This is a genomic window from Lysinibacillus fusiformis, from assembly GCF_016925635.1.
In the GTDB taxonomy this organism is placed as follows: Bacteria; Bacillota; Bacilli; order Bacillales_A; family Planococcaceae; genus Lysinibacillus; species Lysinibacillus fusiformis_F.
The window spans coordinates 214,203-238,906 of the sequence record NZ_CP070490.1; the positions used below are offsets into that span (position 1 = coordinate 214,203).

At 39.9% G+C, this 24,704-nt stretch carries 22 protein-coding genes and 1 other annotated feature; of the genes, 4 read left to right on the plus strand and 18 right to left on the minus strand.

What is annotated here, in order from left to right; all coding sequences use genetic code 11:
• Positions 1 to 23: 23 nt before the first annotated feature.
• The 7 genes from recJ to JTI58_RS01040 all read right to left on the minus strand — a co-directional run bounded on the left by recJ (position 24) and on the right by JTI58_RS01040 (position 8,267).
• On the minus strand, positions 24 to 2,342 hold the full coding sequence (recJ, locus tag JTI58_RS01010) for a single-stranded-DNA-specific exonuclease RecJ (protein WP_205444618.1): 2,319 nt from the start codon (positions 2,340 to 2,342) through the stop codon (positions 24 to 26).
• A 167-nt stretch (positions 2,343 to 2,509) separates the two neighbouring features.
• Positions 2,510 to 3,301, minus strand: a complete 792-nt coding sequence (gene trpA / locus JTI58_RS01015) for a tryptophan synthase subunit alpha (RefSeq protein WP_205444619.1) — start codon at positions 3,299 to 3,301, stop codon at positions 2,510 to 2,512.
• Positions 3,298 to 4,509: a tryptophan synthase subunit beta gene (trpB, locus tag JTI58_RS01020; RefSeq protein ID WP_205447014.1), complete on the minus strand. Its 1,212-nt coding sequence runs from the start codon at positions 4,507 to 4,509 to the stop codon at positions 3,298 to 3,300. Before trpB ends, trpA begins: the two co-directional genes overlap by 4 nt.
• The gene (locus JTI58_RS01025; RefSeq protein WP_205444621.1) at positions 4,509 to 5,123 is read right to left on the minus strand and encodes a phosphoribosylanthranilate isomerase; all 615 of its coding nucleotides are present in this window, start codon (positions 5,121 to 5,123) and stop codon (positions 4,509 to 4,511) included. Before JTI58_RS01025 ends, trpB begins: the two co-directional genes overlap by 1 nt.
• Entirely contained in the window at positions 5,120 to 5,911 is a 792-nt protein-coding gene (trpC, locus tag JTI58_RS01030; protein ID WP_205444623.1) for an indole-3-glycerol phosphate synthase TrpC, read from the minus strand. The genes JTI58_RS01025 and trpC overlap by 4 nt, the downstream gene beginning before the upstream one ends.
• A complete protein-coding gene (gene trpD / locus JTI58_RS01035; RefSeq protein WP_205444625.1) occupies positions 5,911 to 6,939 on the minus strand; it encodes an anthranilate phosphoribosyltransferase in 1,029 nt (342 codons plus the stop codon). The genes trpC and trpD overlap by 1 nt, the downstream gene beginning before the upstream one ends.
• Positions 6,939 to 8,267 (minus strand): chorismate-binding protein, encoded by a 1,329-nt coding sequence (locus JTI58_RS01040; RefSeq protein ID WP_205444627.1) that lies wholly within the window; start codon positions 8,265 to 8,267, stop codon positions 6,939 to 6,941. Before JTI58_RS01040 ends, trpD begins: the two co-directional genes overlap by 1 nt.
• 100 nt (positions 8,268 to 8,367) lie before the next feature.
• Positions 8,368 to 8,608, minus strand: a binding site (T-box leader).
• Positions 8,609 to 8,928: 320 nt separating this feature from the next.
• Between JTI58_RS01040 and JTI58_RS01045 the strand changes: the two genes are divergently transcribed.
• A complete protein-coding gene (locus JTI58_RS01045) occupies positions 8,929 to 10,617 on the plus strand; it encodes a methyl-accepting chemotaxis protein (protein WP_205444629.1) in 1,689 nt (562 codons plus the stop codon).
• 106 nt (positions 10,618 to 10,723) lie between these two features.
• Here the strand turns inward: JTI58_RS01045 and secDF are convergent, their stop codons facing one another.
• Both secDF and JTI58_RS01055 read right to left on the minus strand, forming a co-directional pair.
• Positions 10,724 to 12,991: a protein translocase subunit SecDF gene (secDF, locus tag JTI58_RS01050; RefSeq protein WP_205444631.1), complete on the minus strand. Its 2,268-nt coding sequence runs from the start codon at positions 12,989 to 12,991 to the stop codon at positions 10,724 to 10,726.
• 346 nt (positions 12,992 to 13,337) lie between these two features.
• Positions 13,338 to 13,646, minus strand: a complete 309-nt coding sequence (locus JTI58_RS01055) for a post-transcriptional regulator (RefSeq protein ID WP_205444633.1) — start codon at positions 13,644 to 13,646, stop codon at positions 13,338 to 13,340.
• A 93-nt stretch (positions 13,647 to 13,739) separates the two neighbouring features.
• Between JTI58_RS01055 and JTI58_RS01060 the strand changes: the two genes are divergently transcribed.
• Positions 13,740 to 15,257 (plus strand): putative polysaccharide biosynthesis protein, encoded by a 1,518-nt coding sequence (locus JTI58_RS01060; protein ID WP_205444635.1) that lies wholly within the window; start codon positions 13,740 to 13,742, stop codon positions 15,255 to 15,257.
• Here JTI58_RS01060 and JTI58_RS01065 read toward each other — a convergent pair.
• Complete coding sequence (locus tag JTI58_RS01065) at positions 15,254 to 15,889, minus strand: DUF421 domain-containing protein (protein ID WP_205444636.1); 636 nt, start codon at positions 15,887 to 15,889, stop codon at positions 15,254 to 15,256. The genes JTI58_RS01060 and JTI58_RS01065 overlap by 4 nt on opposite strands.
• Before the next feature lie 139 nt (positions 15,890 to 16,028).
• On the opposite strand from JTI58_RS01065, the gene JTI58_RS01070 reads away from it, so the two are divergent.
• Entirely contained in the window at positions 16,029 to 16,880 is an 852-nt protein-coding gene (locus JTI58_RS01070; protein WP_205444638.1) for a polysaccharide deacetylase family protein, read from the plus strand.
• An 83-nt stretch (positions 16,881 to 16,963) separates the two neighbouring features.
• Here the strand turns inward: JTI58_RS01070 and yajC are convergent, their stop codons facing one another.
• The 7 genes from yajC to JTI58_RS25005 form a co-directional block, all read right to left on the minus strand.
• Entirely contained in the window at positions 16,964 to 17,230 is a 267-nt protein-coding gene (gene yajC, locus JTI58_RS01075; RefSeq protein WP_205444640.1) for a preprotein translocase subunit YajC, read from the minus strand.
• Positions 17,231 to 17,488: 258 nt separating this feature from the next.
• Positions 17,489 to 18,634, minus strand: coding sequence for a tRNA guanosine(34) transglycosylase Tgt (gene tgt, locus JTI58_RS01080; protein ID WP_036075815.1), 1,146 nt, complete (start codon positions 18,632 to 18,634; stop codon positions 17,489 to 17,491).
• A gap of 57 nt (positions 18,635 to 18,691) precedes the next feature.
• A complete protein-coding gene (queA, locus tag JTI58_RS01085; RefSeq protein ID WP_205444642.1) occupies positions 18,692 to 19,732 on the minus strand; it encodes a tRNA preQ1(34) S-adenosylmethionine ribosyltransferase-isomerase QueA in 1,041 nt (346 codons plus the stop codon).
• 17 nt (positions 19,733 to 19,749) lie between these two features.
• Entirely contained in the window at positions 19,750 to 20,754 is a 1,005-nt protein-coding gene (ruvB, locus tag JTI58_RS01090; protein WP_205444644.1) for a Holliday junction branch migration DNA helicase RuvB, read from the minus strand.
• 18 nt (positions 20,755 to 20,772) lie between these two features.
• Positions 20,773 to 21,393 (minus strand): Holliday junction branch migration protein RuvA, encoded by a 621-nt coding sequence (ruvA, locus tag JTI58_RS01095; RefSeq protein WP_205444646.1) that lies wholly within the window; start codon positions 21,391 to 21,393, stop codon positions 20,773 to 20,775.
• A gap of 112 nt (positions 21,394 to 21,505) precedes the next feature.
• Positions 21,506 to 22,384 (minus strand): phosphotransferase, encoded by an 879-nt coding sequence (locus JTI58_RS01100; protein ID WP_347709116.1) that lies wholly within the window; start codon positions 22,382 to 22,384, stop codon positions 21,506 to 21,508.
• Positions 22,374 to 23,417, minus strand: a complete 1,044-nt coding sequence (locus JTI58_RS25005; RefSeq protein WP_205444648.1) for a LysM peptidoglycan-binding domain-containing protein — start codon at positions 23,415 to 23,417, stop codon at positions 22,374 to 22,376. Before JTI58_RS25005 ends, JTI58_RS01100 begins: the two co-directional genes overlap by 11 nt.
• 141 nt (positions 23,418 to 23,558) lie before the next feature.
• Between JTI58_RS25005 and JTI58_RS01110 the strand changes: the two genes are divergently transcribed.
• Positions 23,559 to 24,092: a transcription repressor NadR gene (locus tag JTI58_RS01110; protein WP_205444650.1), complete on the plus strand. Its 534-nt coding sequence runs from the start codon at positions 23,559 to 23,561 to the stop codon at positions 24,090 to 24,092.
• Positions 24,093 to 24,295: 203 nt separating this feature from the next.
• Here the strand turns inward: JTI58_RS01110 and JTI58_RS01115 are convergent, their stop codons facing one another.
• Positions 24,296 to 24,688: a thiol-disulfide oxidoreductase DCC family protein gene (locus JTI58_RS01115; protein WP_205444651.1), complete on the minus strand. Its 393-nt coding sequence runs from the start codon at positions 24,686 to 24,688 to the stop codon at positions 24,296 to 24,298.
• Positions 24,689 to 24,704 lie beyond the last annotated feature (16 nt).

The window sequence follows — 24,704 nt, forward strand, 5'->3', positions numbered from 1 at the left end:
CCTACGAAACGTTATACGTCCGTTTATGTTAATCGTTCATCAAACCATTGTTTTAATTCTATATAAGGAGCATAGACAAGCTTTTGCTCCATTTCAATCTGTTCTGAACGTTGTTTGTAAGACGGTGCCTCTGTTAGTGCTTGTTTTGGGGCATTCACGTTGACAGTCGTCAGTCCACTCTCCATTTTAACAAAATCAAGCTCAAAAAACACCTGTGTCATAAATTTTAATGTTTCTAATGGCCAGCCCGTATGCTTCGCTAAATCCGCAATATGCATATCAAGTGGAAAGGCTGGTCGATTTTTCAAGAATTTATAATACCAAGTAAATTGTTCACGAGTAGGTAAACCACTAAAGTATTGCGAATCAGGCATATAAAAATGAGCATAAATACGTGAAGGTGTTGTCTTCTGTAAAACGTCTTCTAGCTTTTGAACATGGTGTGGCAAGTCTAAGAGCACGATGTAATCACTTTGTTCAATATTTGAAAGGGTTGGGTCAACCAATGTAATAGGTGCACCAATTAATGATTGATAATAGGTCATCGTTTCTGGACGAAAGGCGATAAACTGTGCCTCGTCCTTCGGTACCGTATTCAGCCATCGAGCTGTTTGGCGGATACCACGAATATCAAATAGTTGCCATTCTGTTGTTTGGACATCCTCGATCATAAATTGGGCTTTTTTACGGCCCTGCCATTCGTTAATTTGCAAATCACCTATAAAGGAAACTTTGATGCCATACGTTAATTCATCATGTAAATGCCCTTTATTAAAACCAACACTATCCAATTTGTCATAGCCGTTTGTTATTTCCATTTTAATATGATTCTCGGCCGCTCCAATTTTACGCATGGAGGCAATTTCTACATCCTCAAGCACATAAACAGGCTTCGGGAAATCTGTGCCGAACGGGCCTAATGTTGAAATTTCCTCAATAGCATCTGCTGAAATTTCGTCAATGCTGAGCGGAATATCAATATGCACGATCGGTGTTAATTGCTCCTCTGTTAAGCAGGCTCTGGCCTGCGTATCCAAGCGCGTACGTAGTTCATCCACATGCTCTAATGATAAGGTCATACCTGCAGCCATAGGATGTCCACCAAAATGCGGTAAAATATCTCGATTTTTAGCTAGTTCGTTATATAGATGGAATCCTTCAATGCTTCGAGCAGAGCCTTTTGCTGTGCCCTTTTCGGGATCGATTGACAGCACAATCGTTGGACGATAATATAGTTCAACGAGACGTGAGGCTACAATTCCCACAACACCTGCATTCCAGCCCTCGCCAGCAACAACAAGAACTAAGGAATTGCCGACTTTTTCATCTACTTCAATCAGTGCAATGGCTTCATCCGTAATACTTTTCACAATATCTTTGCGCTCGGTATTGCAGGCATTTAACTGTTTTGCCAATGCGGTTGCTTTAGCATTATCCTCTGCCATTAATAATTCCACGCCAGGAGCCGCTTCACCAAGTCGACCAACGGCATTTAATCGCGGCCCAAAATAAAAGCCAATCGTTTCTTCCGTAATTTTTGTCTGCTCTGTACTGGCTATGTCACACATCGCTTGTACCCACGGGCTAAGAGAACGGCGCATTTCCTGTATACCTCGCTTCACGAGATAACGATTTTCGTCCACCAAAGGGACTAAATCTGCTACAGTGCCAATCGCCACAAATTCAATTAAATGGCTTGGTAGTTCACCATATAGAGCATGTGCCAGCTTAAAGGCAACCCCTACTCCCGCTAACTCGCCGAACGGATATTGTCCTTCTGGTATTCGAGGATGAAGAATAATATCTGCTGGCGGTAGCTCCTCACCTGGCTCATGGTGATCTGTCACAATGACATCCATGCCAAGCTCCTTCGCTACTCGAATAGGCTCGATACCAGATATCCCATTATCCACTGTAATGATTAACTGTACACCCTCTTCATAGGCCTCCCGAAATAGGGCTTCATGCGGACCATAACCATGGATAAAACGATTCGGAATTTTAAAGGAGACGTCCGCTCCTAGATCTAGTAAAACATGTAACATAACGGTTGTGCTTGTCACACCATCTGCATCATAATCACCATACACTAAAATTTTCTCACCATTATCTAGTGCTTGTTCAATTCGTGCCACTGCTTCAGCCATACCATGCATAAGAAATGGATCATGGATATTTGCCTCAGTCATATTTAATAAGCTTTCTGCGTCAGCTGTTGTTTCGCAGCCTCGTGCTGCTAAAATTTTTGCTGCAATCGCAGAAAGTTGTAAGTCATTTTGTAATGCTTGTACAAGTGTTGCGTCTGGACGCTCCACCTGCCATCTTTTTTTCGATAGAATCATCTTCTCACTTCCTTACGAAAGCTATTATACCGAATTTCTATAGGTTACGCACTATCCGTCAGATTGATAGTTTTATCCATTACTTTTTAATTTCTATCCGTCACTTTTTCATATCTATCCGCCAATTACAGCATTCTATACATCATTACAAAAAAAGCCTACTCTATCTAAAGAGTAGACTTCTCTAACATACCTTTTGAAGCGGCTACCAATGCTTCCACTGTTGCCAAATCCCCTTCATGCAATGCTGTAACAATGGCACTACCGACAATCACGCCATCTCCCAAAGCCCCCATCTTTTTCACTTGCTCGGGTGTTGAAATGCCAAAGCCTGCAAGCACAGGAATTGGACTTGTTTGACGTAGGCTTGCAAAATGCTGTTCTAAATTATCGGCAAAACGCGACCTTGCGCCTGTAATGCCATTGACGGTCACTGCATAAACAAAGCCCTGACTTGCTGAAGCAATACGAGCAATTCGCTCAGGTGGGCTTGTTAATGAAACGAGTTGGACAACATCAATGCCATATGGATTTAATGCCTCACGTAACAACTCACTTTCTTCCAATGGGACATCTGGTACAATTAATCCCTTCACTCCCCCAGCTACACAGGCTTGCGCAAAGGCCTCTAAGCCATACGCTAACACTGGATTGAAATAAGTCATGACTACAAGAGGCACTGTTATTTCATCTTTAAATGACGCAAGTGTTTGTAATACGTTTCTTAATGTCACACCGGCTGCTAGTGCCCGTTCCCCTGCTCGTTCAATCGTTGGACCATCTGCGACAGGATCTGTAAAAGGAATCCCTACTTCAATAGCTGTTACCTCTAATTGCTGCAGTTTTAAAATAGTCGGCTTAATGGTCTCTAGCCCTCCATCACCTGCCATGATATAAGGTATAAAAGCTTTATGTCCTGCAACCTTTGCTTGTTCGATCGCTTGCTGTAAAGTCGTCATTTAACATCCCCTCCTAGTGCTGCTCGAACTGTGTGAACATCTTTATCTCCTCGACCAGATAAGCACACCACAATGATCTGATCTTTTGACATAGTCTTTGCAAGTTTTGCTGTGTAAGCAATGGCATGGGAACTTTCAAGCGCAGGTAGTATCCCCTCAGTTCGGCTTAATAATTGTAAGGCTTCCAGTGCTTCAGCATCTGTGATGGAGTCAAATTGTGCTCGACCAATATCATGTAAATAACAATGCTCTGGCCCTTTCCCTGGATAATCTAACCCAGCCGAAATAGAATGAGCTTCTTGGACAAAGCCGTTTTCGTCCTGTAATAAATACATGTAGGCGCCATGCAATACACCTAATTGTCCACCTGCGATGGCTGCTGCATGCTTCCCAGTGTCAAGACCACTTCCTGCCGCCTCCACACCGTATAAGGCAACTGATTCATCATCAACAAATGGATGAAACATACCGATTGCATTACTGCCGCCTCCAATACAGGCAACAACTGCATCTGGTAAACGACCCTCTTTTTGCATGATTTGCTTTCTTGTTTCTACCCCGATGACACGCTGAAAGTCTCGGACAATTTTCGGGAATGGATGTGGACCTAAGGCAGAGCCTAAAATATAATGGGTGTCCTCAACATTTGTCACCCAATAGCGTAGTGCAGCATTCACAGCATCCTTTAATGTTTTAGAACCACTTTCCACCGATTGAACTTTTGTGCCAAGCAGCTCCATACGAAAGACATTTAACTGCTGACGTTTGATATCTTCTGCACCCATAAAAACAACACATTCAAGATTTAATAATGCACATGCAGTGGCCGTTGCTACACCATGTTGACCAGCACCTGTTTCAGCAACAATTTTCTTTTTGCCCATGCGTTTGGCTAGAAGTGCTTGCCCAATCGCATTATTAATTTTATGTGCACCTGTATGGTTTAAATCTTCGCGCTTTAAATAAATCTTTGCTCCATCTAACGCCTTTGTTAAATTTTCTGCGTAATAGAGCGGTGTTTCACGTCCAACATACTCCTCTAAATAATAGGACAGCTCCTCTGTAAATGCTGGATCTTTTAATGCTTCGTCATAGGCAGATTCTAATTCTAGCAAAGCTGTCATTAATGTTTCTGGCACAAACCGTCCGCCAAATTGCCCAAAACGTCCTTCCTTTGTCGGTACACTATTTGCTATTGATATTCCCATCATCTGCTCCCCCTCTTTACTGCCTGTAAAAATGCTTGTATTTTGGTAGAATCCTTGATTCCATCTGTTTCCACACCACTCGATACATCCACCATAAAAGGACCTACATCTGTAATAGCTGCTTCAATATTGTCTACATTGAGACCACCCGCTAATAGTAACTTTTCTTTCGGAATACCTACTTGCTCAAGCAGTGTCCAATCAAAAGTGTGACCACTCCCGCCTTTAAACTCTGTACCAGGCGCGTCGAATAAATAATAATCTACCTGATAGTTAGCAGCCGCTTGAACATCCTCTTGTCCTCGTATCGACAATGCCTTGATGGCAGGATAGCCTTGCTCCTGAATAAATGCTGGCGTTTCCTCCCCATGATATTGCACATAATCTAAAGGTACTCGCTCTACCGCTTCCTTTAATTCAGCTGGCGTTGGATTGACAAAGACACCTATTTTCAAAATGCCTTGTGGTACATGCTTTGCTAACTGTTGGGCTTGCTCAATGGATACACGACGTTTACTCGGTGCAAAAACAAAACCTACAGCATCTGCACCAGCATGAATCGCTGTTTTGACATGTGCTTGTTCCTGTAAACCACAAATTTTGACCTTTGTCATACTGATGCCCCCTCCTTACTTACCTGCAATTGGCGTAGTGCTTGCCCTGCATCCCCACTCCGCATTAATGCTTCACCTACAAGGACACCACTAGCCCCCATCAAGGCTACTTGCTTCGCATCTTCTTCTGACCATATACCGCTTTCACTAATTAATACTCGCTCCTCATCAAATGGAAACACATCGGCAATTTCTCTTGTGCGCTCTAGGCTTACTTCAAAGGTACGTAAATCTCGATTATTCACGCCAATTAACTTTGCATCTACTGCAAGTGCACGTTCAAGCTCCACACGATCGTGTACTTCCACTAAAACTTCTAGGCCTAAGCCCGTTGCATAGCTATATAAATCACGTAAGGCATCGTCTGTTAAAGCCGCTACAATTAATAAAATAATGGATGCACCTGCTGCCTTCGCAAATCGAATTTGCACCCGATCAATCATAAAATCCTTACAAAGAAGAGGCGTATCGACTGCACGAGCAACTGCTGCTAAATCTTCAAAGGAGCCTTTAAAAAACTCCTTGTCTGTTAAGACTGAAATAGCTGCTGCTCCTGCTTGTGCATAGACTTGTGCTTGAGCAACTGGGTCTGCCCCACCAGCAATTAATCCCTTGGAAGGTGAGGCACGCTTCATTTCAGCAATGACTTGTAGTGTATGGGCTTGACGCAATGTCTCAACTAATGATGGACGTGGCGTTTCAGTAAAATTTGCTAAAGGATCTGGCTGCTCTAATAAAGCGCCTACCTCGATCTTTTTTTGCTGTAAAATTTTATTGAGTATATTCATTACCCTACCTCCACTTCTTTAATTTGCTTGCTATAGGTAACAACCGCTTCTAATTTTTGTCGTGCTCGCCCACTAAAAATACTTTCCTTTGCCATGGCTACACCTTCTTTAATGGTTTCTGCTTGACCATAACCAAATAAGCCGATACCAGCATTTAATACTACTGTATCTAAATAAGGACTCTGCTCCCCAGCCAATATTTTTTGCATAATCACTGCATTTTCATCTGCATTGCCACCACGGATGGCCTCTAAAGGTGCCGTTTGAAGACCAATATCTTCGGCAGTTAGGGAAAAGGGAATTAGATCCCCTTTATCTACTAAAACCAATGTATTTTGCCCTGCTAATGAAGCCTCATCTAAGCCTTGTGGTCCAGAAACGACAATGGCCCGCTCACGTCCAAGCATTTGTAAGACTGAGGCATATTCCATGACAAAATTCGGTCGATTAATGCCCGTAAATTGTGTGGACAATGGGACTGGATTTGTTAAAGGGCCAACAAGATTAAAGATCGTTGGTTTACCTAATGAACGGCGAACTTCACCAATTCTTTTTAATTTCGGATGGACATTCGGTGCATAAATAAAAGCGATTCCTTCTCTCTCTAGCAAATGGACTGTTTGTGGGATGGTAATTGCTGTATGAATACCTAGTGCCTCTAACACATCTGAGCTACCAGAGGAGGAAGAGATTTTACGGTTCCCATGTTTGGCAATTTTGACACCTGCTCCAGCTAACACGAAAGCTGAAGCTGTACTAATGTTAAAGGTATGAAGACCATCTCCCCCTGTACCGCAATTATCCATATAGTGATCTTCCTTTACGGCTACATCGAGAGCAAAAGATCGCATAATGGTTGCTAATGCGGCTACTTCATGTGCAGTTTCTCCCTTCGCAGATAAAGCTGTTAAAAAGCTGGCCATTTCTTCTTTAGGTGTGTCATCCTGAAACAACCATTGGGCTGCCTGCAACATTTCTTCGTATATGAGATGTGTTCCCTGCAGTACTTTCTGTTGTAATTGTTCCATTAGTTTCGCCCTCCATTGTTCACCAGTAACTGTAAAAATGCCTGTTCTTCCGCTTGCACTTTTTGTAAAACGTTTTCCACATTTGTATACTTGGTCAGAGTTATTGTTGATTGCATATGCATAATATCCTGTTTAATCACGATAGATTGCCCTGTTAAAGCAAAATCCAAATGGCCATTAAACCCAATAAAGCCAAGAGCACCAAAATTACCAGCTGTATGCGGAAACTCCGTAGCTGAACTTGGTGATATAGTTGCTGCTAAAACATCAAGGGCATGCAGCATTGGTAAAAGCTTTCCTTCAATCCTAGATGTCATATGCAGTGCCTTTTTTGACCTCTGGATACGCATAGCCTCCATGACCTGAACAGAACCTGGGAAACAAACAGACTGTAATTCTTGCTGAACAGCACTAACAAGAAGTGCATGCGATTGTCTAATGCTCGCATGATTGTATAATTGGCGTTCATTTTCTAAATCTTCATTTTTTGTTTCCCCTCGTGGGCATGCTCCCTCTGTAGGCGTCGCAATAACTCTTTCACCTTTTACTCGGATTAGACTTTCAGGAGAAGTACCTAACACAACATGATCCTCAAATTCTACATAATACAGATAAGCTGCAGGCTTTTTTTTGCGCAGCTGTCGATACAAAGCCAACGTATCACCTTGAAAGTTGGCTACATCACGCTTCGGCAGAACTACCCTTGTTATGTCATCATGTAAATTGGCTTGCATTGTCTGTAAAACCGTTGCAAATGACTCATTTGTTGTAGCATCAAGCGGTTGATAACGATAAGATGCTTCTTCACTGATCTGCCCATTTACTATTTGTTGAGCTAATTCTTCCAAATCAGGTTGTTGCTTTTCTGCATCAATATTTGTATGAATCAATGTCACTTCATCTGTTTGATGATCGAATACAATGATTGTTTCATACACATGAAAATGAGCATCAGGCAATTCTATTTTCTTGTCTACGAACATCGTTGTGCCGCCAAAACCTATATATCCAACGGCACCACCTGAAAATGGAAATTGTGTCGTATTGGAGATACGTGGCATGAGTCGTTTAAGAAGGACAAAGAGCTCACCTTTATGCACATATGTTTTCCCTGTTTTATAGGAAACCTCTTGGATTTCTTCGCCCACTCCTTTATATGTTTTTCGTGGATTGGCACCAATAAATGAATACCTTCCTGCTCCTTCATGTTGAGCGGAACTTTCCAATAAAAATTTATGTTTTCCCTGTAAACGCCTGAAAATTAAAATAGGTGTTAAGGAATCGCCATTGATGGTTTTCATTTTTGTTCTTGAACTCGTTGTTTGCATAGCTATTTTGCTCCTTTTTTCAAAGATTCCTTTAGCTAATGTTTAGACGAATGCTGAATGAAAATAAAAAAGCCCTCTGCAAAAAGGATTATTCCTAATTGCAGAGGACGATTATGACCGCGTTGCCACCTCATATTAGAGCATATGCTCTCACTTTTGTGCTTTTCATCATAGGTATGTTAAACCACACCTTGAAAGCACCCCTATAACGTGGGGAATCACGTTCGCTTTTTATAAGCGACTCTCATAAGTCCATTCACATAAGCTGTAAATCAGTTTACACCATCCACTGACTCTCTTTATTACACACTTATGCTACTACTCTTATTCAACAATTTCTCAGCTATTCTCATCTAAACTCAGCTCATCTGTTCTTTGGCTGACCTCGCTCCCGAGACCTTCTACCTTGACCGAACAAAAAGTTAGCCTTAATTCTATGCCAATCCAATACTATTGTCAATCAATTCTGACGAAAAAAGTTTAAATACCTATTTTATCAGAACAATCAAAAGTAGGTATATTATCCTTCTATAAAAATTTATTAGAGAAGAAGATTTCCTACTATTGAAAATCCCTTGAGTATTGACCATGTAAATATATCAAGTTATAGTAATTTCAGAGCATCAATTTTTTCCATATAATAAAAGAAAGTAGGAAGTTTATGTCCGTTCGCAAAAAATTAAATCTAGGATTCATTTCCTTAACCTGTTTACTTCTTATCTCAAGCATCGTATCATTTATTCAATTTAAAACAACACAGAATGATTTAGAAGAAGTATTGAAGCATCGTATGGTGCAAATCCAATTAACGGATAAAATACAACAACAACTTGCGGCTCAAGGCTTATTTTTACGCTCCTATATTTTAAATAATCAGGATGAAACAGCTAAGGCCAATTTAGAGCGCTATGAAAAGTTGTTACCTGAAACAGTGAATGAACTTTCTACTATTGTTCGATCAGATTATACAAAAAATATTATGCAGCAAATCACAGAATGGCAAAAAGAGTTACTATCAAATTCACAGAAAGCTTTGCAAGCGTTTAATAGTGGCGATACAGATTTAGCGCTCTCTATCGTTAACCATGATGTCACAAAATACAATAAGGACATATTCAAGTTAACAACCGATTTATTAGCTTATCACGATGAACAGCTTCAAAAGGTGGATCAATCTATTAATCATACCGTTTCTCGTGCTATTGTCATTGCTATGAGCCTTCTAATTGCTAGTATCATAATCGGTTTATATTTTATGTATTTTGTCAAAAACTCCATTGTCCTGCCGCTACGGAAAGCCATTGGAGCAGCAGATACATTAGCACAAGGTGATTTAACGATCACTGAGCTTGACCATCAATCAAAAGATGAAATCGGCACACTTGCAATTGCAGTCAATACATTAAAACAAAATCTAACTTGCCTAATGACTAACATTCAAGATAGCGCATCCCATTTATCAGCTGTCTCAGAAGAGCTTTCTGCTAGTACAGAAGAAGTAACCACAACCTCTGATGATATTGCTCAAAGACTTCAAGAAAACGTAACACATGTCACTTCTTCTGCTAGTGCCTCTCAGCAAAGTGCTGTGGCAATGGATGAAACAGCATCAGGAGTTCAACGTATTGCGGAGGCGACCCAAAGTCTTCACCACAATGCAGAAAATCTGACTCAGCTTGCCCACACAGGCGGAGCAACCATTACAACAGCAAAAGAACAGATGGATATGATTGCACGAGCAACTTCTGATATTGCAACCTTAACGCAAAAACTAAGTAAGCAATCAGAAGAAATCGGACAAATTACAACAGTGATTACAGCTATCTCAGAGCAAACAAATTTACTGGCACTGAATGCTGCCATTGAAGCAGCGAGAGCTGGAGAACATGGGAAAGGCTTTGCAGTAGTAGCAGATGAGGTACGTAAACTTGCTGAGGAATCGAATCAATCTGCCAATCAAATCGTTGCTATTACGAAAGAAATCCTAACAGATACACGAAATGTTGCTGCCTCTGTCGACAATGGTTTAGCTTCTGTACAGGATGGCGTAGCCAAAATTCATGAGGCTGGAGATGCTTTCTACTCCATCACCTCTGCGGTTGCAGCATTCACAGAGCAAATTGAAGAAATTTCTGCTACATCTGAAGAAATCTCTGCTAGTGCTGAGCAGGTTGCAGCCTCTGTCACGGAAATTGCCAATGTCTCTAATCAATCAGCAACTAATTCTCAAATGATTGCAGAATCTGTTGACGAGCAAGTTGCAACAATGCAGCAAGTAAATGCTGTTGCAGAAGAATTAAGTGAAAATGCGCAACAGCTACAAGGCTTCATTCAGCAATTTAAATTATAAATACTATACGAAAAATCTGCTGCTTTTTATAAAAGCTAGCAGATTTTTTGCATACAAAAAAGCAGAGAATAGAAAACCATTCGTTTTCCATTCTCTGCTCACTATATTATACAGTAGGTTCGTCTGTACCCCATTGTTTTTTCTCTTTTTTGCGTAGCTGTCCATCTGATTTATTCATCTCACGAATTTTTAATGAATACCAGATTTGAGCTGCGATACAGATTGAAGAATACATACCTGTAATTAAACCAATCAATAACGCGATAGAGAAGTTTTGAATAGATGGCGCACCAAAAATTAATAGGGCTATTACAACGATAATAACAGTTAATACTGTATTAACCGAACGTCCCATTGTTTGGCGTAGCGATTTATTCACGATATTCGCCAATACTTCACGATCATTAATTGTATCATAACGATCTAAGTTTTCACGCATACGGTCAAAGGTAACGATCGTATCATTGATGGAATAACCAACAATTGTTAACACAGCCGCAATAAACGTAATATCTACTTCTAAACGCATGAAGCTAAAGACAGCCACGATTAAGAATACATCATGCAATAATGAAACAATTGCACCAATACCCATGCGCCATTCAAAGCGAATTGCCACATAAATGATGATCCCTATTGCAGCAATCGACAACGCTTTAATGGCATTTTTCACCAATTCTTTACCAACTGTAGGAGATACAGTGCTGACTGCAGGATTATGACCATACTTTTCAGTAGTAGCTTTTTGGAATTTCAAAATATCCGCTTGAGATAAATCAGATTTATAACGTACAACTGCTGAATTGCTCTTTTCACCTGAAAGAACAACGTCATCTGATGGGAAGCCGATACTTTTTACATATTTCGCTACTTCTTCTTGTGTTAAGGTTTGGTCAGATTCAATTTGCACACGCGTACCACTTGAGAAATCAATGCCTAGGTTTAGGCGGAAAATACCAAGAACGACTAAACCAGCCACTAAAATGGCTAATGAAAATGTATAGAATTTCTTACGATTATGAACAAAATCAAATCGATCAAATTTCGTTGATAAATCTAATGCACCAAGATTTTCATCCAGACTATGTTGTTTCGATTTTGCAATACCATACCATGCTGGATTATTGAAATAACCACTATTAACAAGTAGCCCTAATAGGACACGAGAACCCCATACTGCTGTTAAGAAGCTCAATAGTATACTAATAATTAATGTTGTCGCAAATCCTTTAACAGAGCTTGTTCCCCATTGAAACAATACTGCTGCAGCTAATAAAGTTGTCAACTGCGCATCGACAATGGCTGATAAAGATTGTTTAGAACCAATTTGGAAGGCTTGTTTAGCTGAATAGCCCACTCGCAGCTCTTCACGAATACGTTCTGCTGCTAAAATATTAGCATCTACTGCCATCCCTATACCAAGCACAATGGCCGCAATACCTGGGAGTGTTAATACCGCATTAATCCAATCAAAGACCACTAACACTAGGAATGTGAACACAGATAGTGTAATGATGGAAATGAAGCCTGGTAAACGATAATAGAATAGCATAAATAAGAAAATAATTACTATGCCAACTATACCAGCAAAAACAGTACTTTTCAGTGCTTCATCACCAAACTGAGCACCAACAGAAGTCGAATAAATTTCATCAAGCTTTACAGGTAATGCCCCAGCATTTAAAATATCAGCTAAATTTTTTGTTTCTTCAACAGAGAAATTACCGCTAATCATAACATCTGTTGTATTTAATGTTTGACTAACTGTTGCTGCAGATGCATAGCGAGGCTTTGCTTTTTGTGATTCCGCTTTATAGGAATCGACACCCTCTTCAAAGTCTAACCATACAACCAGTAAATTTTGACCTGCAGGTTTCGCGGCAATTTTACTTGTTATATCAGCAAATTTTTGCGCATCTTTTAATTTTAATGATACAATTGGACGATTTTGTTGGTCAAAGGAGTCAGTTGCTCCATTTTCCTTTAGATCATCTCCATCCAAAAGTAAATTATCGTCCACATCACGGAATGTTAAATTTGCAGAAGTAGACAGTAACTTACGTGCCGATTCCTGATCCTCAACACCCGCTAATTGCACACGAATTCGATTTTCTCCTTCAACCTGAATGCTTGGTTCACTTACCCCAATTGCATTAACACGGTTGCCAAGTGCTGTTGTCGTTGCTGTGACAATTTCTGGTGTAATTTTTTGTCCTTCTTTTAATTCATTTACCTCGTAAAGCACTTCAAACCCGCCCTGTAAGTCAAGACCAAGCTTGATGTCCTTTAAGACGCCGTTTACAGTCGTACTAATTCCTGCTGCAAAAAGCACTAGAATTAATAAGAATGCAACTATACGACTTTTTAGTTTCATCAATAAATCCTCCTCGAATTGGTGTAAGGGCTGTCCTTACACGCCAAACAAGTAACTAGCAATACCTTTTGAAACGTTTAATCCTCCTTTGCATCTAGAATCGTGTTACCTGTGCTTCAAAAAGGTTGCTTTACTTATTTCAATCGTTCATAACGCGCAAGTTTATCTTTGTATTATTAGGTACTAGTCTTCCAAATGTCAATCAAAGCATAGGAGACTTATGTAAGTAAGAACTTATTCAAAATAAAAAAAGCGCAACACACTTATTATGAAACAGGTTGCGCTTGGTGTCAATTCAACACATATAGGATTCATTGAATTATTGTAAAATTTGACACAGCATTGATTACGTTCTGACTGGACCAAGCAGTAATTGTAACTCTTCTGTATTGACTTCTCCAAACCAATTATTACTTTGTAAAAACTCTACTTGATTAAATGAGACGATATCAGATGGTGATACCGAAAAAATGGTAGAAATGACTTCATGTAAACGTAGCTGTTCAACTTTCTTTTTACGCCATTTTTTTTCAATACAGTAGCGCCAAAGTTCTTCTGCCGTAATAGCATTGTATTGATAATGCTGGAACTCTGCTATCTTACTATCAATTGCCGGACGAATCTTTTCAAATAGTTGCTCATACTGCATACTCATTTTGAATCATCTCCAATCAAAGTCGTAACGTAAGACATGCTTGCATACAAATAGTGTAAATGAATTTTTGCGGCTTGAGAAGGGACGGATGGCATGAGTTCTTTTGTACGAGGTACATTATTTTTAATGTTTGTGATTTTTTTATCTAAACTTTTTGGCTTCTTTTATAGAATGCAATTTATGCGGATTGCTGGTGAAGAAGCTGTCGGCATTTATATGACCGTCTATCCAGCATTTATTTTCTTCATCTCACTCATTCAACTAGGACTACCTATCGCTGTGGCTAAAATAGTGGCTGAATTACTAGCAAAAAATAAACGTGAGAACATCTTTGGTGTCATGCGTACAGCCATTCTTTGGTCATTCATTGGCATGATCATTTTTATGCCACTCATTGCACTAACAATACCATATATTTCTACAACGCTATTACATAATGAACAGACAACATTTACACTATGGATTGCACTCTTTGCTGTACCAGTATCAGTTGGATCTGGCTTATTACGTGCTTATTTACAAGGTGTCGCTAAAATTACACCGACTGCATGGGCACAAATGATTGAACAAATTGTACGTATTAGCTTCATTACTTTAATGCTACCTTATGTAGCTAATTACAATAATGCTGCTGTTACAGCTGCTGCGGCAATGGGCATTACGCTTCTTGCTGAAGTTGTAGCATTCCTGTATTTATGGCTGCACTATATCGTCTCGAAAAAGAAATTACTGACACGAAAAACTAAAATTGAAGGGTATCCAGCATCACCAATGTTGCGTATTGCCCTTCCCTCTGCAGGTAGTAAGCTTTTTGGTTCTTTCACTTGGTTTTTAGAGCCGATTATCTTTTTAAAAGCTTTGACTGTTGCTGGTTTAACTGCATCTGCTGCCACTATTTTATATGGTGTCATTTCAGGTGTTTTGGTGCCATTACTGTTATTTCCTGCGTTTGTATCAACAGCCTTATCGATTGTGCTCATTCCAGCTGTGAGTGATGCCGTCGCTCGTCAGCACATCCCGCTACTACAGGAACGAATTTCGGTGTCCCTAAGATTATCTTCTTTAGTAGGTTGCTTTGCTGCTACGTATTTCTTTGTGCACGGAGATGAATTAGCCATGAAGCTTTTCCATTTAGAAGAAAATCGTGGGTACGTTAAAATTTTAGCACCTATTTTTTATTTTTATTATATTCAAAGCCCTCTACATTCCATCTTACAGGCGATTGGTGAGGCAAGAGCAGCCATGATGAACTCCATCTATGGTGGGCTAGGTAAACTATTTGTAATGTTTGTACTTGCCTCTCAACCAGGTATCCAGGAAAAAGGTGCTGTTGTAGCCATTGGCTTTGGTGTTTTACTGACGTCCTTCTTGCATATTGCAACAGTGAGACAACGAAAAAACCTGCGTGCAGGCTTTAGAATGTTTGTCGTACCTTATAGTTGCTTTATCGCCGTTTGCGTCGTACAGTATTTCCTCATCCCAATACTGTCACTACCATTTATTTTAAATAGTGGTGTCACATTATTTTTACTATTTACTTTTCTATTATTTACCAATCAGTTGCGTATTACGGATTTCCGCTACATCAAAAAATTGGCGAAAAAAGTTTAGGATTCCTTTAATTGGATATGCAACTTATTGTCTTCCCAAATACAAAAAAATACCGTTTCACTGTCAGTAATATTATTTTTTGCTAGCTCACCCATTAGCCATTCCACATCTTTATGCATGGTAAATAAATGTCTTTCTTGGATATCACCGTCGATAATCAATGGGTACACAAAGGCTTTTTCATCTTTTTTATAGACAGAAAGATTGCCTGAAGGCTCTAAATACGCAAAGGCTACATCTGTCACCGATGCGATTCCGTTTTCTCGTAATTGCTGACATAAATCATCTAAATTATAGCGGTGTTTTCTCATCTCACTCTCTAAAATAACACCATTTTTTACTAATAAAGCAGGGTCACCATCTACTAAGTCACGTATTTTTTTGAACTTTAATGACAAAAAGGCACTTAATATTTGAATAAAGAGCAAAATAATGATAGGTAGTATCGCATTAAAGAGAGGATTTTTATAATCGTCTAGCGCGAAGGCTGCCACTTCCGCAATTAATACAAATACGACCAAATCGATGACTGATAATTCACCTACTTCTCGTTTGCCCATTAAACGGAAAACGATGATGATAAACACATATAAAAAACAAGTTCTAAAAATAATATGGTAATATTCTTCCATAGAAACACACCCCCATACTATCAAGGTGACCTTACTTATTGTTTTTTATACAGTATTCAAGGAATAGTTCCTACTTGTTCGTACACACTAACAAAGAGCTAGATGCTTACCACTATAAACATGCAAACAAGGTGAGAACATGACAAGGAAAATAATTGTTTTCGTTTTTGTTTATATTCTTTTCCTTATTAAGCCTTATTCTATTTATGGGTACCATGAACAGGAAATACCTATTCTTATGTACCATCATTTAGAGGAAAATATAAACAATAATACAGTTATTTCACCCGAAAACTTCGAAAATCAAATGAAATTACTTAAAATGGAAGGATATCATGCCATTTCTGCCCAGCAATTATATGATTACTTAAACGGCCAAACACCGTTACCTCAAAAGCCTGTATTAATTACCTTTGATGATGGCTATTTTAGCAATTATGAAAAAGCTTACCCGATATTGAAAAAATATGGTATGCATGCGGAAATTTTCGTGATTGCAAGCCGAATCCTAGAGAATAACGAAAACAATCACTATCCAAATGAATCAGCAAAGATGAGTTGGGATCAATTGAAGGAAATGAAGGATTATATTACAATCCAGAGTCATACTTGGGATTTACATTATAAATTACCTTCAGAAAACGGTAAACTAAATGGCGCTGTATTCGGCCCTAGTTTTGTGAATGGGCAGCTAGAAAGTCAGGATGCCTATGAAGAAAGAGTTAGAAATGATTTTATTCGCTCAAGAAAAATAATTAAAGAAAAATTAGGTTATGAGCCAATTGCTATAAGCTATCCTTATGGGATTTATTCACTCTCCACCATAAAAATAGCCAAAGAAGCTGGGTTTAAGATGGCCTTTGTTATACAAAATAAACATGTGAAAAAGGGCGATGCCATATTTACGTTAAGCAGAATCACTATTAATGGCAATGATACTGGTGAAGCCTTCATTCATAAATTAAAAGCTACACCTGCAAAAAACATATAAGCAGCATAGACGGCACTAACCATCAGTTATATAAAAAAGACTTACAATATAGCTATTGCCTATTGTAAGCCTTTTCTTCTTTGTTACTGATTGTCATTGACAATTCGTCCAATTGCTTGACGGTCAAATTTTACTCGTACATTGTCAGCGATTTTTAATGTCACTGCTGAGTCTTCAATTGCATCAATAACACCGTGTAAACCACCGATTGTAATGACTTTATCTCCACGTTGCAAACTAGTTTGCATATTTTGTGTTTCCTGCTGTCTTTTTTTAGCAGGACGGATTAAGATAAACCACATTGCAACGAACATTAATAATATTGGTGCTAATCCTAGTAATTGATCCATAATAGCATCTTGCCCCCTTTCCAAATCTCACTTTTTTAGTATAGACTATTCCACCATTAAAAAGCGATGGACAAGCCAAAAAATTTTCTCATTTACTAATATTTTTTCTATGATTGACAATATTTTGCTAGAAATATTCACTTTTTACAAAGTTTTGAATGGTTTGCAAAACTATTGCTATTGATTATGGACATTAGGGGATGCCTAATGTCCTTTTTTCATTTGATTTAGCGCATGGAATGATCATATCCGTCTAGCTTAAAAGTTTTTTGCGTCTGGCCCATTAAAGCCGTATTTTTCAAAGAACTCTTCACGGAAATCACCAAGGCGGTCTTGACGAATTGCCTCACGTACTTGCTCCATCAATTTCAATAGGAAGTGTAGATTATGATAAGATGTTAAACGAATACCGAACGTTTCTTCCGTGCGAATAAGGTGACGAACATAGGCACGAGAATAATTTTTACATGTATAGCAATCACAGTTAGGATCAATTGGACCAAAGTCACGTGCATATTTTGCATTTTTCACCACTAGGCGTCCTTCAGATGTCATCAGTGTTCCATTACGTGCAATACGTGTTGGCAATACACAGTCAAACATATCAATCCCACGAATGGCCCCATCAATTAAAGAATCTGGTGAGCCAACACCCATTAAATAACGTGGTTTATTTTCAGGCATCATTGGCGTAGTAAATTCTAAAACGCGGTTCATCACATCTTTCGGTTCACCAACAGATAATCCGCCAATCGCATAGCCAGGGAAATCTAGTTCCACTAACGCTTCAGCTGAGCGGCGGCGTAAATCTTCGTACTCTCCGCCTTGAATAATCCCAAATAAACCTTGCTCCTCTGGACGCTGATGTGCTTCCTTACAGCGTTTTGCCCAACGAGTTGTACGATCGACTGATTGCAGCATATAGTCATGTGTTGCAGGATATGGTGGACATTCATCAAAGGCCATCATAATATCAGAGCCTAAATCATTTTGAATTTCCATCGCCTTTTCTGGGCTCAAAAATAGTTTATCGCCATTGAGGTGATTACGGAAATGAACGCCTTCCTCCTCAATTTTTCGGAATTGACTAAGTGAAAATACTTGGAAACCACCTGAATCCGTTAAAATTGGACGATCCCAGTTCATAAATTTATGAAGCCCGCCTGCTTCTTTAACAATATCATTACCTGGACGAAGCCATAAATGGTAAGTATTGGACAGGATGATGCCGGCATTCATCTCTTTTAATTCCTCTGGTGACATGGTCTTAACCGTTGCTTGTGTGCCAACAGGCATAAATGCTGGTGTTTCAAAGGAGCCATGCGGTGTATGCACGATGCCAAGGCGTGCTCCTGTTTGTTTACATGTATGAAGTAGTTCATATCGAATTGCTGGTTGTGTCATAAAATAAATAATCCTCTCTTATCTGAAGTAAAAACAGTACTCCGATTTTATCCACTATTATTTTTTTGGACGTATAAACATAGCATCGCCAAAACTAAAGAAGCGATATTTTTCCTCTACAGCTTGCTGATAAGCACTTAAAATAGTCTCTCGTGTGGCTAGCGTACTGACAAGCATGACCAGTGTTGATTTTGGTAAATGGAAGTTTGTGATTAACCCATCTACCACCGTAAAGTTGTAGCCTGGATAAATGAAAATAGACGTCCAACCTTGTTCTGCTCGCACTTCTCCCTCATATTTCGAACCAATTGTCTCCAATGTACGAGTAGAGGTTGTCCCAACAGCTATAACCTTGCCGCCGTTACGCTTTACTCGATTAATCGTATCTGCTGCTTGTTCGGTAACACTATAGAATTCCGCATGCATTTCATGGTTCTCAATCGAATCTACACTAACGGGACGGAAAGTGCCCAGACCTACATGTAGCGTAATAAAGACAACCTCTACTCCTTTAGCCTTCACTTGTGCTAATAGCTCCTCTGTAAAATGCAGTCCTGCTGTAGGTGCTGCAGCCGAGCCACGCTCTTTGGCATAAACGGTTTGATAACGATCTTTGTCCTCTAGTTTTTCACGAATATATGGAGGTAACGGCATTTCACCAAGTTGCTCTAATATTTCATAAAAGATGCCATCATAATGAAATTCAAATGTACGTCCACCATGTTCAAGCTCACCTGTACAAGTAGCTGTTAATAAACCGTCACCAAATGTGATGACTGTTCCTACCTTTACACGCTTTGCTGGTTTTACAAGTGTTTCCCACTCATCTGTACCAGCCAATTGCTTTAATAGTAATACTTCTATATGTGCTCCGGTTTCCTCCTTCACACCCATTAAGCGAGCAGGTAAAACTCTTGTATCATTTAGTACAAGACAGTCTCCAGCATGTAGCTCCTCTAAAACATGAGCAAAATGGTGGTGCTCCACTTTATTTGAGCCTGGTGTCACGACCATTAATCGACTCGCTGTACGATCGACTAATGGCGTTTGGGCAATAAGCTCCTCTGGTAATTCAAAATCAAAATCTTCTACACGCATGAAAATAACTTCCTTCTTTATGTTTGTTGGGGATACTCATATCCAAAATGTTCGTAGGCTAAATGTGTGGCCACTCTTCCTCTTGGTGTACGTTGAATAAGGCCAATTTGCATCAAATAAGGCTCGTATACATCTTCTATTGTAACTCGTTCTTCACCAATCGATGCAGCAAGTGTATCTAAGCCTACTGGACCTCCTTGGAACCGCTCAATCATGTTGGTTACAAGTTTATGGTCAATATGATCAAGCCCTCTAGGATCTACTTGTAACAGCTCTAACGCTTGCTGTGCAAGACCCTCCGTTATCATACCATCTCCAAGCACTTGTGCATAATCTCGCACTCGTTTCAATAAACGATTGGCAATTCGAGGTGTTCCACGTGAGCGTCTCGCCATTTCCGTTGCTGCTATTTGCTCAATTTCGACCTCAAACAAATGAGCACTTCGCACAACAATTTCAGCAAGTGATTGATCATCGTAATATTCTAAGCGTAGTAACACTCCAAAACGATCCCTTAAAGGAGCTGATAATGCACCAGCTCTTGTTGTTGCACCTACAAGGGTAAAGGGAGGTAATTCAAGTCGTACAGAACGTGCTTCAGGACCCTTCCCCACCACAATATCTAAACAGAAGTCTTCCATTGCTGGATATAAAACTTCTTCAATAGCACGGGGGAGTCGATGGATTTCATCTATAAATAAAACGTCCCCAGGCTCTAGTGAACTTAAAATAGCTGCCAAATCTCCAGGACGCTCAATGGCGGGTCCACTTGTCATGCGTACATTGACATTCATCTCATTCGCAATAACAGCAGCTAATGTTGTTTTACCAAGTCCCGGAGGTCCATATAACAACACATGATCTAAACTTTCTTGGCGAAGCTTTGCCGCTTCAATGAATATTTGTAAGTTTTCCTTTACTTTATGTTGCCCAATATACTGCGCTAATTTTTGAGGGCGTAAAGATAATTCAAACTGCTCATCATAGCTACCTGCTTCACTTGCCATCATACGTTCAGACATGCACCTTCCCTCCTTTCCTTATTTTAATTTTAGCAGTAGTTGCAATGCTTGTTTCATAAAGGCATCTGTCGTTTCCAGTTTGTCGTTATCCTCTAGCTGTGGTTTAATTTTTTCGAGCTCTTTTTCAGAATAACCAAGTGCCATTAAAGCAAGTAAGGCTTCTTCTAGTTCATGTTTATAAGGATTCACACCAAACAATGGTAACTCATCTTCTGCACTAGGTAACTCCAATGTATCTAATAATGAGCCTAGCTTACCCTTCAAGTCGAGGATCATTTGACGTGCTGTTTTTTTTCCGACTCCAGGGAACTTCACTAAAAATGTTTCGTCCTCCCGTTCGATTGCACTAATAACCTGTTGTGGATTGCCCGTAGCTAAAATAGCTAGTGCTCCCTTTGGCCCTATTCCCGACACTAAAATAAGCTTACGGAATAGCTCGCGCTGATCTAGATTAGGGAAACCATATAAAACGTGTGCATCTTCTCGTACATGCAAATGAACATATATCTGTTGTTCAAGGGCAGATGTTCGAAAAGCAAACGGATTGGGCGTATTGAGTTGCCAGCCAATCCCTTGTTGTTCTAGCACAATAAATTCAGGTGTAATACGAGTAATTTGTCCTTTTAAATAATCATACATCTATAATCCCTCACAATCATCGTCTTCGATTATAGCATATAGCGAACGAATGCTCGACAAAAAGTAGCGTCAAAAACGCCGTTCCCAGACAAAAATGACCGCCAAATGACGGTCATTTCTTGACAAATCTATCAATATCGTACCACAGTTTTGGCCAATAGGTGAGGGCTCGTTTTGTAAATGGCACTAAATAATCTAAAAATACTAGCTGTTGCTCTAGTGGTAAATCTATAGCAAAAAGCCATTCTCGTAATAACTCATTCGGATATTTCAAACGATGAAGCTTTCTTTTATCCAGTCGTTTCAGCTCAGGTAACTCTGCAAAAATCTTTCCAAGATCATAATCTACAGCAGGCAACACACGATGTAACCATAAAATATACTCGTCATCCGCTTCACCAAGGTGCGCTAAATCAAAATCAATTAATCGCAATTGTCCATCAGAGCACCATAAGAAATTATGATGGACTACATCCCCGTGTAATAGCGTAATCTCTTTTTCAGGTGCATCTTCTAATGCAATCAATTGTAATGATTTATCACTATAATGCAGTATTTGATCGATTTCTTCTTTCGTTAAAAATGTTCGAAGCTCATTTCTTCTACTTTTAAAACGCATATGACGCATTTGCCATTTTAAAAGCTGTGAGTAGGTATGCAAGCCTGGCACGCGCTGCCAAGCAATTTTTTTATGTGTGTCATGTAAAGCTATTAATAATCTAAGAGATTCCTTACGATCTTTTTTATGCGCAAAGTTAGCACCATGGCTTCCTTCTTGCCACATTTGAACAATTAACTGCTCATCATCGCTCTGAACTAATGGTAAGATCAAAGAAGGGTCCATACGTCCTAACTGGCGATGAATGGTTCTTACCTTCTCCGCAATTTCTACTTGCTTTGCACGTTTGACAAAATAATTTTTCGATTGATACTTATATTTCCAAATATTTGGCTTTACCTCTTCTACAATATACGCTTTTTCACCATCGATAAGGCGTCATCCCGCCTGGGAAATAGTGCGGTGACATCCATGGTCCTGCTGCTGATGGACACGGTGGTGGACAATGTGTCGGACATGGGGGTGGCGGACAATGACAAGAGTCCATTTGCCAATTAGGCATCATCATTGGTTGTGTATTACAGCCACAGGAATGACCCATGTTCATATCAGGCATCATCATTGGTTGTGTACCACAACCACAGGGCTGCCCCATATTCATATCAGGCATCATATCCATTTGTGGCTGCATCTGGTGATTTTGTGTATGGAAGAATGGTGAAGTGGACTCTAAAAAGTCTTCCATCCCACCCACTTTATGATCTGGCATGTCACAGGACATTGGCTGCTGTGGCATCGTATAATGCTCCACCTGCGGCTGCATTGGCATCGGCCACCACATTTGATGATAGATTGGCTGATGGCAACTTGAACAATGTGGCACGGCAGGCATTTGTGGCATGATATGCATTGGTGGATGTGGTGCTGGTTGTGGCATTGGCATTGGCTTCGGTTTAGCTACAGGTGGTGGTTGCGGTGTAGGTGCTGGCGGTGGCTGTATTTGCACAGGTGGTATTGTAACAGTTTGCTCCATTTGTGGCATCACCAATTGTTGGTGCCAATTCATTTCCACAGGCTGCGGTACCCACATCGGTTGTTGTGGCATCTGCATTGGCATTGGCATCGGTATTGGTATCGGAATCATTTGTGGTTCTGGCATTGGCATAGGAGCTGGTGGCGGCGATACAACCGGCGGTGGTGGCGGCATCGGTCGCTGTACCTCTTTTTTAGGACTTTCCTTCGGTGTCTCCTTATGCACTTGTGTTTCCTTTTTCGGCATTTCTTTATGCGAATCTCTATGCGGCTCTTTGTTTATTTTTTCAGGCAGTATAATTTCCATGCCTGGAACAATATAATCTGGGTTGGCAAGATGGACATTGAGCCGCTTCAAATCTTCAAACGAAATGCCGTACTCTTTCGCAATCTTCCACAATGTGTCTCCCTTTTGAACAATATGAATACGCAATTTTTTCCTCCCTTCCTCTCTACGTATCATATGTTTAATGTTTCATTTGGATACAAAAATTTCAGCAAGTTAGAAATGCTTCATGGTACACTAATTCATAAGGAATACGGATTCCTTTATTACGAGCAGGGGTGATCTCTTATGAAAAAAATGTTAGGCGAAGAACGCCGACTGCAACTATTAGCGCAATTAAAAAAAAATAAAGCACCTATAACTGGGACAGACCTAGCTAAGTTCGCCAATGTTTCTAGACAAGTAATCGTCAATGATATGACTTTATTAAAGGCAAGAAATGAGCCCATTATTGCAACTAGCCAAGGCTATCTTTATATGCATCAGGAACAATTACAGCAAACCGTTGAACGCACATTCCCTTGTTTGCACACATCAGAGCAAACAGAGGATGAATTAATGACGATTGTCGATTGTGGCGGAACCGTCAAAAATGTCATTGTCGAACATCCGATTTATGGTGAACTTACAGCTTCTATTATGGTTTCGAACCGCCATGAGGTGAAACAATTTATCGAACGTGTGAATGCAACACAGGCCAATTATTTATCCGCTCTCACTGGTGGCATCCATCTACATGTCATCACAGCACCCTCTGTTGAAGTTTTAGCCTTAATCGAGCAAGCTTTACAAAAAAAGGGCTACTTAGTGACAGATCAATGAATAGCAAAAGCACCGTCTGAAAAATGCTTTCATACGGTGCTTTCTGTTCTTATTGCGGGTATTATGTTGTTGAGCGCGGGTATTTCACTTCATTCCGCGAGTATCATGTCCTTAATCGCGGGTATTTCACTTCTCTTCGCGAGTATCATGTCCTTAATCGCGGATATTTCACTTCATTCCGCGAGTATCGCGCCCTCCCCTTTTCAGGAAAGAAATCTTTGCCGTTGAGCAGGTGTAGGCAATAAGCATTCACTTTTTTGCCCAAATAAACGATAGCGATGCTTTGCAAATAAGCGATATAATGCATTGCGTAAAAATGGTGGCACAAGGATAAAGGCATAGAAGCAAGGCCAAAGTCCATCGAATTTCCTGCATATATTTAATGCTGCCGTAGATTCCACAGATACTTTCCCTTGTTCAATGAGAATCACACTATCTATATTCTTTGGTATATTGTACTGAGCGAGAAGTGCCTGACCAATCTCACTTTGAAGCGAGGCAAATTGAAAATAGCCAGCTTGATCATGTTTGATGATAAATTGAACAGTGCTATCACAAAAATTACAGACACCATCAAATAAAATAATCCCACCCATCATCACTCCTCCTTCC

Excerpts from the sequence above, each read along its gene's own strand:
- recJ (WP_205444618.1), bottom strand. The coding sequence starts at position 2,342 with ATGATTCTATCGAAAAAAAGATGGCAGGTGGAGCGTCCAGACGCAACA.
- ruvA (WP_205444646.1), bottom strand. The coding sequence starts at position 21,393 with ATGTATGATTATTTAAAAGGACAAATTACTCGTATTACACCTGAATTT.
- JTI58_RS01060 (WP_205444635.1), top strand. The coding sequence starts at position 13,740 with ATGAGTTCTTTTGTACGAGGTACATTATTTTTAATGTTTGTGATTTTT.
- trpD (WP_205444625.1), bottom strand. The coding sequence starts at position 6,939 with ATGGAACAATTACAACAGAAAGTACTGCAGGGAACACATCTCATATAC.
- JTI58_RS01070 (WP_205444638.1), top strand. The coding sequence starts at position 16,029 with ATGACAAGGAAAATAATTGTTTTCGTTTTTGTTTATATTCTTTTCCTT.
- JTI58_RS01055 (WP_205444633.1), bottom strand. The coding sequence starts at position 13,646 with ATGAGTATGCAGTATGAGCAACTATTTGAAAAGATTCGTCCGGCAATT.
- trpC (WP_205444623.1), bottom strand. The coding sequence starts at position 5,911 with ATGAATATACTCAATAAAATTTTACAGCAAAAAAAGATCGAGGTAGGC.
- JTI58_RS01065 (WP_205444636.1), bottom strand. The coding sequence starts at position 15,889 with ATGGAAGAATATTACCATATTATTTTTAGAACTTGTTTTTTATATGTG.
- tgt (WP_036075815.1), bottom strand. The coding sequence starts at position 18,634 with ATGACACAACCAGCAATTCGATATGAACTACTTCATACATGTAAACAA.
- trpA (WP_205444619.1), bottom strand. The coding sequence starts at position 3,301 with ATGACGACTTTACAGCAAGCGATCGAACAAGCAAAGGTTGCAGGACAT.
- JTI58_RS01045 (WP_205444629.1), top strand. The coding sequence starts at position 8,929 with ATGTCCGTTCGCAAAAAATTAAATCTAGGATTCATTTCCTTAACCTGT.
- JTI58_RS01115 (WP_205444651.1), bottom strand. The coding sequence starts at position 24,688 with ATGGGTGGGATTATTTTATTTGATGGTGTCTGTAATTTTTGTGATAGC.
- JTI58_RS01040 (WP_205444627.1), bottom strand. The coding sequence starts at position 8,267 with ATGCAAACAACGAGTTCAAGAACAAAAATGAAAACCATCAATGGCGAT.
- JTI58_RS01110 (WP_205444650.1), top strand. The coding sequence starts at position 23,559 with ATGAAAAAAATGTTAGGCGAAGAACGCCGACTGCAACTATTAGCGCAA.
- trpB (WP_205447014.1), bottom strand. The coding sequence starts at position 4,509 with ATGGGAATATCAATAGCAAATAGTGTACCGACAAAGGAAGGACGTTTT.
- secDF (WP_205444631.1), bottom strand. The coding sequence starts at position 12,991 with ATGAAACTAAAAAGTCGTATAGTTGCATTCTTATTAATTCTAGTGCTT.
- queA (WP_205444642.1), bottom strand. The coding sequence starts at position 19,732 with ATGCGTGTAGAAGATTTTGATTTTGAATTACCAGAGGAGCTTATTGCC.
- JTI58_RS01025 (WP_205444621.1), bottom strand. The coding sequence starts at position 5,123 with ATGACAAAGGTCAAAATTTGTGGTTTACAGGAACAAGCACATGTCAAA.
- ruvB (WP_205444644.1), bottom strand. The coding sequence starts at position 20,754 with ATGTCTGAACGTATGATGGCAAGTGAAGCAGGTAGCTATGATGAGCAG.
- yajC (WP_205444640.1), bottom strand. The coding sequence starts at position 17,230 with ATGGATCAATTACTAGGATTAGCACCAATATTATTAATGTTCGTTGCA.